Source organism: Bacillus sp. FSL R5-0709 (genome assembly GCF_038004785.1).
In the GTDB taxonomy this organism is placed as follows: Bacteria; Bacillota; Bacilli; order Bacillales; family Bacillaceae_G; genus Bacillus_A; species Bacillus_A mycoides.
In genome coordinates this window covers 2,806,752-2,819,033 of sequence record NZ_JBBORT010000001.1, presented here as the reverse complement: position 1 = coordinate 2,819,033, position 12,282 = coordinate 2,806,752, and the positions used below count along the sequence as shown (strand labels likewise).

Annotated in this window: 13 protein-coding genes; 9 read left to right on the top strand and 4 right to left on the bottom strand. The window is 36.0% G+C overall.

The genetic code is table 11. The annotated features are described in order from the left end of the window. Positions 1-52 precede the first annotated feature (52 nt). The 5 genes from hmoA (at position 53) to MKX37_RS14420 (ending at position 3,638) form a co-directional block, all read left to right on the top strand. Positions 53-379 (top strand): heme-degrading monooxygenase HmoA, encoded by a 327-nt coding sequence (gene hmoA / locus MKX37_RS14440; RefSeq protein ID WP_002168142.1) that lies wholly within the window; start codon positions 53-55, stop codon positions 377-379. Between the two features lie 106 nt (positions 380-485). Next, positions 486-1,073, top strand: coding sequence for a hypothetical protein (locus MKX37_RS14435; protein WP_078422443.1), 588 nt, complete (start codon positions 486-488; stop codon positions 1,071-1,073). An 85-nt stretch (positions 1,074-1,158) separates the two neighbouring features. Then, positions 1,159-1,863, top strand: a complete 705-nt coding sequence (locus MKX37_RS14430; protein WP_002127903.1) for a nucleotidyltransferase domain-containing protein — start codon at positions 1,159-1,161, stop codon at positions 1,861-1,863. Positions 1,864-2,081: 218 nt separating this feature from the next. Further along, positions 2,082-2,501 (top strand): VOC family protein, encoded by a 420-nt coding sequence (locus MKX37_RS14425; protein WP_002127901.1) that lies wholly within the window; start codon positions 2,082-2,084, stop codon positions 2,499-2,501. A gap of 354 nt (positions 2,502-2,855) precedes the next feature. After that, positions 2,856-3,638 carry a class I SAM-dependent methyltransferase gene (locus tag MKX37_RS14420; RefSeq protein ID WP_002127899.1) on the top strand — a complete coding sequence of 261 codons (783 nt, stop codon included), beginning with the start codon at positions 2,856-2,858 and terminating at the stop codon, positions 3,636-3,638. A 166-nt stretch (positions 3,639-3,804) separates the two neighbouring features. On the opposite strand, the gene lsrF is transcribed toward MKX37_RS14420, so the two are convergent. Genes lsrF through MKX37_RS14400 form a run of 4 tightly spaced genes read right to left on the bottom strand, consistent with a single transcriptional unit; the run spans position 3,805 to position 7,476 of the window. Then, positions 3,805-4,587, bottom strand: a complete 783-nt coding sequence (lsrF, locus tag MKX37_RS14415) for a 3-hydroxy-5-phosphonooxypentane-2,4-dione thiolase (RefSeq protein WP_002032842.1) — start codon at positions 4,585-4,587, stop codon at positions 3,805-3,807. A gap of 6 nt (positions 4,588-4,593) precedes the next feature. Beyond that, positions 4,594-4,956 (bottom strand): cupin domain-containing protein, encoded by a 363-nt coding sequence (locus MKX37_RS14410; protein WP_000909986.1) that lies wholly within the window; start codon positions 4,954-4,956, stop codon positions 4,594-4,596. 25 nt (positions 4,957-4,981) lie between these two features. After that, a complete protein-coding gene (gene lsrK, locus MKX37_RS14405; protein WP_078422442.1) occupies positions 4,982-6,544 on the bottom strand; it encodes an autoinducer-2 kinase in 1,563 nt (520 codons plus the stop codon). Beyond that, complete coding sequence (locus tag MKX37_RS14400) at positions 6,529-7,476, bottom strand: sugar-binding transcriptional regulator (protein ID WP_078422441.1); 948 nt, start codon at positions 7,474-7,476, stop codon at positions 6,529-6,531. Before MKX37_RS14400 ends, lsrK begins: the two co-directional genes overlap by 16 nt. A 197-nt stretch (positions 7,477-7,673) precedes the next feature. Here MKX37_RS14400 and MKX37_RS14395 point away from each other — a divergent pair, with 197 nt between their 5' ends. From MKX37_RS14395 to lsrB, 4 genes are read left to right on the top strand one after another with little or no spacing between them, the layout of a single operon-like run. After that, positions 7,674-9,167 (top strand): sugar ABC transporter ATP-binding protein, encoded by a 1,494-nt coding sequence (locus MKX37_RS14395; RefSeq protein ID WP_002168147.1) that lies wholly within the window; start codon positions 7,674-7,676, stop codon positions 9,165-9,167. Then, entirely contained in the window at positions 9,164-10,132 is a 969-nt protein-coding gene (locus MKX37_RS14390; protein WP_002168148.1) for an ABC transporter permease subunit, read from the top strand. Before MKX37_RS14395 ends, MKX37_RS14390 begins: the two co-directional genes overlap by 4 nt. Beyond that, entirely contained in the window at positions 10,129-11,127 is a 999-nt protein-coding gene (locus MKX37_RS14385) for an ABC transporter permease (RefSeq protein WP_002168149.1), read from the top strand. Before MKX37_RS14390 ends, MKX37_RS14385 begins: the two co-directional genes overlap by 4 nt. Continuing rightward, positions 11,124-12,167: an autoinducer 2 ABC transporter substrate-binding protein LsrB gene (gene lsrB, locus MKX37_RS14380; RefSeq protein ID WP_078422440.1), complete on the top strand. Its 1,044-nt coding sequence runs from the start codon at positions 11,124-11,126 to the stop codon at positions 12,165-12,167. The genes MKX37_RS14385 and lsrB overlap by 4 nt, the downstream gene beginning before the upstream one ends. Positions 12,168-12,282 lie beyond the last annotated feature (115 nt).

Sequence of the window (12,282 nt, the reverse complement as noted above, 5' to 3'; positions counted from 1 at the left end):
AACTATAATAGAAGAATACTAGTATTCGTATTACAAAGAGGGAGTGGGATATATGTTTATCGAAACTAAAACATTTACAGTAAAAGAAGGTACATCAGATATAGTTGTAGAGCGTTTTACAGGAGAAGGCATTATTGAAAAATTTGAAGGGTTTATCGATTTAAGTGTTCTCGTTAAAAAAGTGAGACGCGGAGATGAAGAAGTAGTAGTTATGATTCGCTGGGAATCAGAACAAGCATGGAAAAACTGGGAAACAAGTGAAGAGCATTTAGCTGGACATAGAGCGGGCCGTGGTAAACCAAAACCAGATCATATCATTAACGTTGAACACGGTGTTTATTATGTGAAATCATCGAAATCGGCTTATCAACAGTCGTAAAATATAATTAGAGGTAGAGGATATTTGTTTATTAATAAACAAATATCCTCTTTTTTGATTTATAGTAAAATATGGATGTTATATATATTTATTTGTTTAGTTATAAATGGAGGTAAACGAAGTGAAAAAAATATTAATAATGGCAGCTTTAGCAACGACATTATTATCAGTATGTAGTGATAATAATGTGAAAGAAGATGTATCTAAGAATGAGGAAGAAAAACGTAAAAGCAGTGCAAAAATAGTAGAGCAGAAAGAGTATATCGTTATTGATAAGAATTATAATGAAATATTTCTAAAAGATGCTAGCTCAAATAAAGAAGAGAGCGTGAAAGTAAGTTTAAGTAATTTAAACCCAATAAAATGGAAGGCGCCTAAAAGAAACGGTAGCTTAGATATAGGTGATCATATCTCTTTGGAAAAAGAAGAGGGTAAATATACACCTACATTAGTAAAAGATCTTGTAGGTGAAATAAAGTATGATGGTTCAATTAAATATAAAATTTTAGAAGCAACTAATAAGTCAGTAAAGTGGTTACCACTAAATAAAGAGAACAATGGAGGGAGTGTTCCACCAGAGATGGTAAAAGTGGTGAATGCTTCGAAAATAAAAGGTGGAGATATTGTAACGATTCAAGATAAAACAAAAAGCAGTAAAGACGCAATTGTATATGAACTGACAATTGTTGAATAAGTATGTAGAAGATTAAAGGTATTAAGAGAAGTAAAATATATTTAGGTAACGAATAAATCTATAAGAATGTGTTTGGAGGTTACAAATGTTAGAAACACAAATATCTATTAAACATGAACGACATAAAAAATTAGTGAAAACAATAGTAGCTGAAATCTTATCTATAGATAAGGTAACTGGATGTATGCTTATTGGCTCTGTCGCAAGAGGTGATGCATATCCTGATTCGGATTTAGACTTATATATTCTTTTAGAAGACGGACAAAAGAAGCGATTTTATTCTGAAACGAGAGAAGATATTTTAGTTGAATATAAGAGTGCAGATTTTAATCTAATACAAGTAAACTTTAAAAACAATCCGATGGAACTATACTCATTTTTAGAAGGGAAATTTTTATTTGATAAAAGCGGTGAGTTGAAAAAGTTAAAGGAAATAGCTAAACATGAATTTGAAAACTACCGTGTTTCTAGTGATAAAGTAAAAGGCGTTTCTCATTGGTTACATAGTTCGCTAATTAAAATTAAGACTGCTCTGAAGGCAAAAGATGAGTTAAAAGCATCATATATAGTTCAAACATCAACTTGGACATTGTTAGAGGGAATATGGGCTATTAATAACAAGCCAGTACCGCCAGCTGGATCTGTTTTGAAATATATTGAAACATTATCTAAAGTACCAACGAATTTTGCAGGCTTTATAAATAAATTGTTTTTAGGTGATACGACAGAGCGCATCTCTTCAGCAATTTTCTTGATTGAGTGGGTTTTACTTAATTTGGAGAATAAATAATATGGCTATAACACTTGTCAATTTATATAGGTAAATCGATACTCCATGTCGAATTGTTCATATGATTGCATTCATTTCGAAAAACGTTCTAAGCTATAGGAAAAAGCATAAGACTATTAAAAAATAGTCTTATACGGAACACTTGAATATCTTTCCTTACATATGTAAGTGTTATTAATATGAGTATATATACCCTCTGCTTAAAAGGAGATGAGTGAATGAAGTTGAATCATTTAAATCTATGTGTTGATGATTTATCAGAAGCTAGACATTTCTTTGAAACATTTTTTGATTTTCAATTTTTGGAGCAAAAGGGAAAGGCACTTGTAGTAATGAGTGATGAGAGTGGATTTATACTTGTGCTAAGTGATCCAAAAGCATTTAAGGGGAATAAGGAAGTTATGTATCCTGAAGCTTTTCATATTGGTTTTTTAGTGGAAACTTCAAGTGAAGTTGATCAATCATATAATCGTTTAGTAGCTGGTGGCATTGAAATAGGCAAGGAACCTTATACGATGAGAGGTAGTAGTTATGGTTTTTATTTTACAGTATTTAATGGCTTATTAATCGAAGTGTCTTGTATTGATTATAGAGACGGTAAGAAAGTTTCAAAATCCAATGACACTCATCAAGAGTAATTGTTTGAAGGTGTATATGTAGCCCCTTATCCAGTTTGGAAAGGGGCTTGATACCATTTTAATCCTCTTTTTTAATGGAACACTAAAGTGAAAAAGAAGCGTCTTTTAGTCAGAAATCCGACTTATGAGACAGTTCCTTTATTTTTGTTTTCATATTTTATTATAACTGAAACAATTATCATTTTTTACAATATAATCAATTAATTTAAATATTTAGAAAAATAGGATGTTTATGTGTTAAAATAAATATAGAAAACCATTTATTAACTATCGGCAGGTTAATAGAAAAAGGGTGTAAATAGTTAATAATGTCACAATTAAAATGCAACTAGATAGTTAGGAGGAATGATTATAATGGATACTACACAACAAAACAGTAATGCATGGGATAAGAAGGTTGAAGAAGGTTCTAGATACACTCAACCTGTAAGTAGTGAGGTTATTGAAAAAAGTAAATCAGGTGAATGGGAAATCACAGTCACCACAGAAAAATCAGTTCCTAGAGATTGGTTTCCAAAGTCATTAGAGGGATTAAAGATACTTTGTTTAGCATCAGGTGGAGGGCAACAAGCACCAGTACTGGCTGCTGCTGGAGCAGATGTAACAGTTACTGATATATCTAAGAAGCAATTGGAACAAGATGAAATGGTAGCGGAACGGGATGGATTAACTTTAAAAACAGTACAAGGAGATATGTCAGATCTTAGTGATTTTGAAGATGAATATTTTGATATTGTCGTAAATCCTGTTTCTAATTTGTTTGTAAAAGATGTTCATCTTGTATGGAATGAGATTTCAAGGGTTTTAAAGAATAAAGGTATTCTTATTTCTGGATTTACAAATCCTTTACTATGGATTTTTGATGACAACCAAGAACAAAAAGGTATTTTGGATGTTAAACATTCAATACCTTCATCAACATTGGATTATTTACCAGAGGATGAAGTTCAAGATTATATTAATTTAAATCAAACAATAGAATACGCACATACTCTAGAAGATCAAATCCAAGGTCAAGTTGAAGCTGGTTTTGTTATAACGGGTTTTTACGAGGATGATTTTGGTGGAACAAGGATATTAGATAAGCATATTAAAACTTTTATTGCTACAAAAGCTATAAAGTTAAAGGTTGATTAAAATTTTTGGCTCGTTAGTCGAAGAAGGAAACTTGAAAACAGTAAAAGTTCAATGTATGTCAAAAAGGATGGCAAGTGCCATCCTTTTCCTTGTGTAGTTTGAGTGTCAAAACAAGTTTTACTCCTCTTAACTGAACCCGTTATAATAAATAGTCCATCTTTTCACATTAATTTTTCACATCATTATATAGTTCCAGCGCCTCTTTCACATTCAATCTATTTTTTACAATGCCATGAATCGCTTGAATCATCGCAGTTGGATGTTCGGATTGCCATATGTTTCGGCCCATGTCTACTCCGATTGCGCCTTCTTGCAGCGCATTGTACGTAATGTTTAATGCGTCTTCGATTGAATCTAGTTTCGGTCCGCCCGCGATTACGACTGGAGCAGGGCATGTGCTTGTGATTTTTTCGAATCCTTCGCAGTAGTACGTTTTAATAATATCAGCTCCCATTTCAACACATACGCGGGAGGCGAGTGCTAGAAAGCGAGCTTCACGTTTTTGTAGTTCTTTCGCAACGGCGGTAATACCGAGTACTGGCAGGCCGTAATCGTGAGCTTCAGAGACTACGTTTGCGAGATTTGAAACAGTTTGTGTTTCATAGTCTGATCCAACAAAGACAGAAACGCCGACGCCAATTGCGTTTTGTTTTACTGCTTCTTTCACAGGTGTAACAATTGTTTCATTCGCTAAATCTTTGCCTACTACAGTTGCCCCGCCTGATACACGCATAACCATCGGTGTGTTGCAGTTTTCAGGAATACAGGAACTTAATACGCCTCGTGTTAAAAAGAGGGAATCAGTATATGGAAGCAAGTTTTTAACTGTTTCTAACGGTTGTTCAAGTCCGTGAATTGGCCCTAAAAAGTAGCCGTGATCTATCGCTAACATAACCGCTCTGCCGTCAGGTAAAATTGTGTTTAATCGATTTTTAAATCCCCAAGTCATTAGGAATCACTCCTTCGTTAATGTTGGATTTTCAGTTTGTACAGTATCTTTATTTGGTAAATGTGGTGACTTTATAAAAACAGCTTTAAAAGGCTTATCAGAATGGTTAATAAGATAATGGGATTCATGAGGTCGAACTTGCAAGACATCCCCTTGTTTGATCGGAACTCTCTCGTTATTCACATAGAAATCTATTTCGCCTTCTAACGCATAGAAGACCTCTTCGCACGTTGTATGATAGTGATTTTGAAACTCTTGCCCAGGCTGAATCACGACTAGGCCAAGATCGATATTTGGACCTTGTATTAAATATTTAGGCCCGTTATCACCGAAGCGATAGGAGAAATCATTTTCATTCGCTTTTAACATACATTTCACTCCTTTATGTAATGTGTTACAGAGCACCGGGTGCAATCCACATATGTGAGGTGAGCCCTTTATCGGCTAAAGCGAGCTGACTGTTATACACAGTTTTCCATGTTTCATAGAATTCCTTATATAGTTCATGATTTTCAGTGACTGGCTCAAATGTTTTTTCCCACTGTACAAACTGTTCGGCAGTCGCTGCCATAGATGAATATATACCAGCACCAACCCCAGCAGCAATTGCAGTTCCTAAAGCTGCCGCTTCTTTTACAACTGGTACTTTCACTGGGATTCCAAGAACGTCTGAAAGAATTTGCGGCCAAAGTTTTCCTTTAGCAGCGCCGCCAGCAAAAATCACTTCAGAAGGAAATTTCCCTGTGAGAGCCTCTATTAATTTCAAGTTGCCGAATGTAACGAAGGCGGCATTTTCTTCTATTGCCCGGAACATTTCTTTTTTACCGCATTTTTCAGCATCTAAACTTAAATTTAAAAAGGATGGTGCAGCATGTCGCCAAGAAATATAATTCATTACATTTGAAAAAGTGGGGATTATGCCATGTGAGCCTACAGGAACTTCTTTCGCTTGTTCTTCTAGTAATTCATAAGCATCTACACCGAGTTTTTCAGCGAGCCGTTTTTCTTCATGGCAAAAGGCATCTCGAAACCACCTCATAACAAGGCCAGGGAAGAAAGCAATTGTTTCGTATTGCCATAGGTTAGGAATGACGTGGCAATTAACACGAATCGCCGCATTTGGATCAGTTTCTGGTTTTGTTATATTTACTTCTTGTTGCCAAAAACTGCCTCCGCATATAAATGTTTGTTCAGGCTTTACAACTCCAGTTCCAAGCGATGCCATTTGTGCATCTCCGCCGCCAGCAACGACCGGTGTTCCTTCATGTAATCCTGTTAACTCAGCACTTCGTTTTGTGATATTCCCGATAACTGTACCAGCTTCATTTACTTTTGGAGAAAAGGCTAGAGTAAGACCGCATTGCTCAGCAACCCAGTTATCCCAAGCTCTATTTTGTAAATCGAATATACCGGACGTACATCCGTTTGAAGGATCAATTTGTAGTACGCCGCACAATTTATATAAAATCCAATCGTTTAACATCGTGAAAGAATGAATGCTCCTGTACACGTCTGGTTCATGTTTTTTAATCCAAAGTAAGCGAGGTAAAGCACCTAATGAAAAAGTTTGACCGGATTTTTTATATAAATCCTTTTCAATTTCGGAACGAATTTGTTTTAGTTCACTAACTTCCGCTGACGCGCGGCCATCAACATTTGCACAAGCCCATATTTCCTGCCCGTTTTTATCGTATAAAACAAAGCCTTCACGCATACTCGTTGCACTAATACCTTTAATAGAAGAGTAGGACGTATTACTTTTTTGAAGAACCTCTTTCGTACATTGTTGAACGAGCTGCCAGTTTTCAGTTACATCAAAATTCATAGAACCAGGGTAACGACTATCTGATTTATGAATCCATTCTTTTTGACTAACAGCAAGTTGATTACCGTTTAAATCAAAAAGAACTGCTCGAATGCTCCCTGTACCAGCGTCGTAAGCTAATAGAGTAGACATTGAGAGTCACCTTCCTTTCTTAATAAGGAGAGGGCAGTTTCTTCATCGGTAATTAATGTATGAATGAACTTTCCTTTTAAGGCGCCGTAAATTGCAGCTATCTTTTCCGTACCGCCAGCTACACCAACGACATGTTTCATATTTTGAAGAACAGAGAGTGGTGTGCCGATAAGACGGTTATGATGGGGAAGTTCTAATTGTTTTCCGTCAGTATTATAAAATTGCCCTAAAATATCTCCAACCCCGTTTTGACTACGTATATATGTCATTTCACGTAGTGTTAATTTTTCTTCTTTCACAATTGTGGCGTCTTGAGATAAGCTGCCAATGCCAACTACTGCTGTATGAGCGAGTGAAGCGACGTGAAGCATATCTTTCACGCTCGGTTCAGATAGAATAATTTGTGTCATTTCGTTTGTAGATGTTAGAAAAGGGGTAGGAATAATATGAAGATCGCCTTGCATGTAGTTTAAATAGCTTTGATTTCTTGGAATATAGTGATTTACGCCTCCTGTAAGAGTAACGATTGAAAGACTCATAGAGCTATCAAAATGAATGTTTTCTAGCATTTTACTTATCGTCTCTCCCCAGCCAATCCCAAGTAAATCTCCTTGTTGCAGATGAGTTTCTAAATATTGTGCGGCAGCTTTTCCGAGTGAAAATGCATAATCCTCAGTTGGCGTTGGAATAACGAAAGCATCTTTTAGATGGAATTTTTTCATAAGATCACGTTCGATGCTTAAACAGTGCAAACCAGTACCTTTTACGTGAAATGTGACGACACCTTCCGTCCGTGCTTTATCTAACAACCGAACGACTTTATTTCTTGAAATGTGAAGAAGTGAAGCAATTTCTTGCTGGGTTAATTGATCTTTATAATAGTACCAAGCTACTTTTGTTAACAAATTGTCTTCAAAGTTCAGCTGTGACATGCTCTTCATCCCTTTCAACAATTGACCACTGCTTAAACATATGTGTTCGTTATTTTGTTTATTCCAGTTGAAGCGATAAATAGTCCAGTGAAAAAAGTGTTCTAGATATGAAAAAAGAAATATACAATGCTACAAAACAAGTAGAACAAAAAATCATTTTCTCAAAAAATGTTCTGCATAAAGGCAGGTGACAACATGTGGAGAACGTGCCCTTATTACAAGTTACAAAGATGAGTAAATCATTTGCAGATCAACTCGTATTAAAAGAAGTGAATTTACAATTAGAGCCTGGAGATGTATACGCTTTAGTCGGAGGGAATGGTGCTGGGAAATCAACGTTAATGAAAATATTAACGGGCTTGTATTCATACGATGCTGGCAAGATGTATGTGAAAGGGAAAGTACAACAGTTTTCAAACACAGCAGAAGCACATCAACATAGCATATATTTAATACCACAAGAGCCACTCATCTTTCCGCATATGACAATTGAAGAGAACATTTGTATCGGAATGAAAGCGAAAAAGAAAGAACTTCGAAATAAAATTAATAAGTTGCTAGAAGGCTTAGGTTGGAACATTCAACTTCATAAGCTAGGGTTATCGTTATCCATTGCCCAGCAACAATTAGTAGAAATATTGAGGGGATTAATAAGGGAAGCTGAGATTCTTATTTTAGATGAGCCAACATCGACATTAACAACTCACGAAATTAAGAGTCTTTTTGTGTTGATAAAAAGCTTAAGAGAAAAAGGAATTGGCATGATATACATTACGCATCGTTTTCCAGAAATCTTTGAAATTGCAAATAAAGTAGCAATTTTGCGTGACGGTATGATTGTAAGTCAAGGGGATGTATCAAGCTATACATATGACATGCTAATGGAGGGGTTATTACCGAAAGATTATAAACTTGAGGAGAAGAAAGAAATCGCGCAAGAAGAAATAGAGCATTCGGAAAAAGTATTAGATGTCATGAATGCGTCTAGTTATGCTTTTCAAAATGTATCATTAACTGTACACGCTGGAGAAATTGTCGGGATTTCAGGTATTGTCGGATCAGGTAGGACTGAATTAGCTGAATCAATATTTGGATTAATGCCTTTGAAATCAGGTTCCGTTTTATTAGAGGGAACATCCATTACGAAGTATTCGGTACATAAGCGAATAAAGGAAGGTATGGTGTATGTACCGGAGGACCGGGCAGGGAATGGTATATTTTCAATTGCGTCTGTTAAGGAAAATATAACATCTGCATCTTTAAACAGTATGAGTAGCTTCTTTTTAAACAACAAAAAAGAAAGCGCTTTATCAGAGTTGTATATAAAACAGTTTCGAATTGTTGTCCCTCATATGAATGAGAAAATGACGTCTTTATCAGGTGGGAACCAACAGAAGGTCGTGCTAGCAAAATATCTTGCATGTAATCCGAAAGTGATTATTCTTGATGAACCGACCCGCGGTATTGATGCGAAAGCAAGACTAGAAGTATACGAAACGATACAAAGTTTGAAGAGAGAGGGACTTGCGATCATATTAATCTCTTCAGATGTAGAAGAAATTGTTCAATTAGCGAATCGGGTATATGTGATGAGAAACGGAGAATTCGTCTCTCATTTAGAGAAGAAGGAAATTTGTATTGATGAAGTTACACGCCTTGCGTACGGAGGAAAGAGAGGTGTAACGGAGTGAAACGTTTATTTAAAATGCATGAGACGTCAATTATTATTTTATTACTTCTTTACATAGCCTTCGTTGGAGTAATGAATCCGAGTTTTGTGCAGTTTAGCTCTTTATCTTTAATTATGAAATCAAGCGTTATTTTAGTTGTTTTGGCAATTGGTCAATCTTTCGTATTGTTTACGAAAAATATAGATGTATCAGTAGGGTCTATTATGGGATTAAGCGCTGCGGTTTGCGGGATGTTGTTAACAGATGGATACAGTGCCTTTATTTCGATATTTGCGGCAATTATATTTGGTGCTCTTATTGGTATGGTAAACGGAATTGGCGTTACGAAATTTCGAGTGCCAGCTATCATTATGACATTAGGAATGCTCGGTATTATTAGAGGTGCAATGTTAATATTTACGGGCGGAAAGTGGATTGAAGATATTCCGAATGAGTATAAACAAATTGCTTCTATTATGATGTTAGGCCTTCCGATAACGGTATGGACCGTTCTTATCATATTACTACTACTATATTTCTTTTTAATGAAAGTTCAAATTGGAAGATATTTTTATGCGGTCGGTGATAATGAAGATGGTGCAAGGCTTATTGGAATACATGTAGATAAAGTGAAAATATACGCGTTTATCATATCAGGCATAAGCGCTGGGCTCGCTGGATGTATATTCGTAATGAATATTGGATTCGTTCCAAATCAAACAGGTACAGGAATAGAATTGCAAGTTATCGCCGCTGCTGTTTTAGGTGGTATTCATTTAAAAGGAGGAACAGGCTCTATATTTGGAGCGGCATTAGGTGCATTCTTCTTAGAAGTGATAAGCAGTTCACTCGTCTTTTTAAAAATACCTGCATTTTGGAATAGTGCTATTTCAGGATTTTTACTTCTACTCATCATCGTATTAGATAGTGTCTTAAAAAAATGGAAGAAACTCCGGCAATTAGAAGAAAGGAGGGTGAATCTATGAAAGGAATACGTAGCTTGTATAGATGGGAAGGGGTTCTTCTCATATTGCTTCTCGTAGAATTCATTCTCTTTAGTTTCATAAATAGTGATTTCTTAAACATTAGTAACCTCCTTTTTAGTATGAACGATTTCCTCATTATTTCAATCGCGGCTATTCCGATGACATTTGTCATTGTAACTGGTGGAATTGATGTTTCAGTAGGATCTATTATGGGGCTTACTTCGATTCTTATCGGAGTACTTTGGATGAATGGTATGCCTATACTGTTGGCTGTTATCATTGCGCTCGTAGTAAGTTGTATAGCGGGCGGATTAAATGGACTTATTATAAAAATGACAGATGTAGAACCTCTTGTTGTTACACTTGGAACGATGTTTTTATATGCGGGAATCGCCCTTGTTATTTCAGGTGGTTCGGGTGCAGCGGGCTATGAAGGAATAAGTGGTTTACCAGATTCGTATGTGCAACTGGCAAATGGTAGTTTTATCGGTATACCTAATCTATTATGGCTCCTTGTCATTTTAACGATAGTATTTACGATATTGTTTCACCGTACAACATATGGTCGCTACGCAAAATTAACTGGCGTAAATGAAAGTACGGCGAAATATTCCGGTATTCGAACGAAGAAAGTGGTGATTATTGCTTACGTACTTTCTGGGGTAGGAGGTGGATTAGGAGGAGCTTTCTTAACAGCTTATTTTGGTTCTGCTCGTGCTGATATTGGAAGTGAAACGATTTTGCCAGTTATTACGGCAGTTGTATTAGGCGGCACACTTATTACGGGCGGAAAAGGGAGTGTTATTGGGACGGTACTAGCAAGTATTTTTATAGGACTCATGCAGTACGGTTTGCAAATGACGGGCTTAACGAATGAACAATCAAATGTAGTAATAGGTATTATCCTTATTATTTCTGTTATTATGAGACATTTCAAATTACAACGATTCACCACGGGGAAAAGAAGGGATTTGCATAAGGGGGAAATGTCATGAAGAGAAAATTGGGGATTGTTATGATTATGTGTATTTGTTTAATCGGTTTAATTGCTTGTTCTAGCCAAACAGCGGATAAGAAAAAAGTAGATGATGTAAAATTTGCGTTCATTCCGAAATTAACGGGAGTTGGCTTCTTCACATCAGGCGGTGAAGGTGCAAAAGAGATGGGAGATAAGTTAGGTGTACAAGTGAAGTACGATGGACCGTCTGAGGCAAGTGTATCCGGGCAAGTAAAATATATAAACAATTTTATTAACCAAAACTATGATGCGATTATGGTTTCATCTACGTCAGTTGATGGTCTCTCGCAATCATTACAACGTGCAAAGAAAAAAGGAATGACAGTATTAACGTGGGATTCTGATGTGAATCCGAAAGACCGTTCGTTTTATATTAGCCAAGGTACACCAGACCAACTTGCAATCTTATTAATTGAAATGACTTCGAAGCAAATTGGAGATAAAGGAAAAGTAGCATTCTTTTATTCAAGCCCGACTGTAACAGATCAAAATCAATGGGTAACGAAGGCAAAAGAGATTATTAAAGAGAAATATCCGAATTGGGAAATTGTAACGACGCAATATGGTGAAAATAATGCGCAAAAATCTTTATCAGTAGGAGAGAGTATTTTAAAAACGTATCCAGATATTAACGCAGTAATATGTCCAGATGCAACAGCACTTCCAGCGATGGCGCAAGCAGCTGAAAATTTGAAAATGGATAAAAAAGTAGTCGTAACTGGTTTTTCGACACCGAACGTTATGCGTGATTATGTAAAACGAGGAACGGTACAACAATTTGGATTATGGGATGTAAAACAACAAGGTGCACTCGCAACGTATGTCGCAAATGAAATTGTTGTAAAAGGGAAAAAATTAAAAGTAGGGGATAGCTTCGAAGTAAAAGGAATCGGCAAAGTGAAAGTAGAACCAAACTCTATTCAAGGGTATGACTATGAGGCAGAAGGAAACGGTATTATCGTACTTCCTGAACGAGTTGTATTTATGAAGGATAATATTGATAAATATAATTTCTAGTTGAGAGTTAACGGAGATTTTTCATTTCTTGTCGAATCGCTGATATAATTTTAGTCACTATATTTCTTCGTCAGACATAATAAAAACGTCCGAATATATCGGACGTTTTTATTAT

Coding starts and splice junctions, on each gene's coding strand:
- hmoA (WP_002168142.1), top strand. CDS start 53: ATGTTTATCGAAACTAAAACATTTACAGTAAAAGAAGGTACATCAGAT.
- MKX37_RS14435 (WP_078422443.1), top strand. CDS start 486: ATGGAGGTAAACGAAGTGAAAAAAATATTAATAATGGCAGCTTTAGCA.
- MKX37_RS14430 (WP_002127903.1), top strand. CDS start 1,159: ATGTTAGAAACACAAATATCTATTAAACATGAACGACATAAAAAATTA.
- MKX37_RS14425 (WP_002127901.1), top strand. CDS start 2,082: ATGAAGTTGAATCATTTAAATCTATGTGTTGATGATTTATCAGAAGCT.
- MKX37_RS14420 (WP_002127899.1), top strand. CDS start 2,856: ATGGATACTACACAACAAAACAGTAATGCATGGGATAAGAAGGTTGAA.
- lsrF (WP_002032842.1), bottom strand. CDS start 4,587: ATGACTTGGGGATTTAAAAATCGATTAAACACAATTTTACCTGACGGC.
- MKX37_RS14410 (WP_000909986.1), bottom strand. CDS start 4,956: ATGTTAAAAGCGAATGAAAATGATTTCTCCTATCGCTTCGGTGATAAC.
- lsrK (WP_078422442.1), bottom strand. CDS start 6,544: ATGTCTACTCTATTAGCTTACGACGCTGGTACAGGGAGCATTCGAGCA.
- MKX37_RS14400 (WP_078422441.1), bottom strand. CDS start 7,476: ATGTCACAGCTGAACTTTGAAGACAATTTGTTAACAAAAGTAGCTTGG.
- MKX37_RS14385 (WP_002168149.1), top strand. CDS start 10,129: ATGAAAGGAATACGTAGCTTGTATAGATGGGAAGGGGTTCTTCTCATA.
- lsrB (WP_078422440.1), top strand. CDS start 11,124: ATGAAGAGAAAATTGGGGATTGTTATGATTATGTGTATTTGTTTAATC.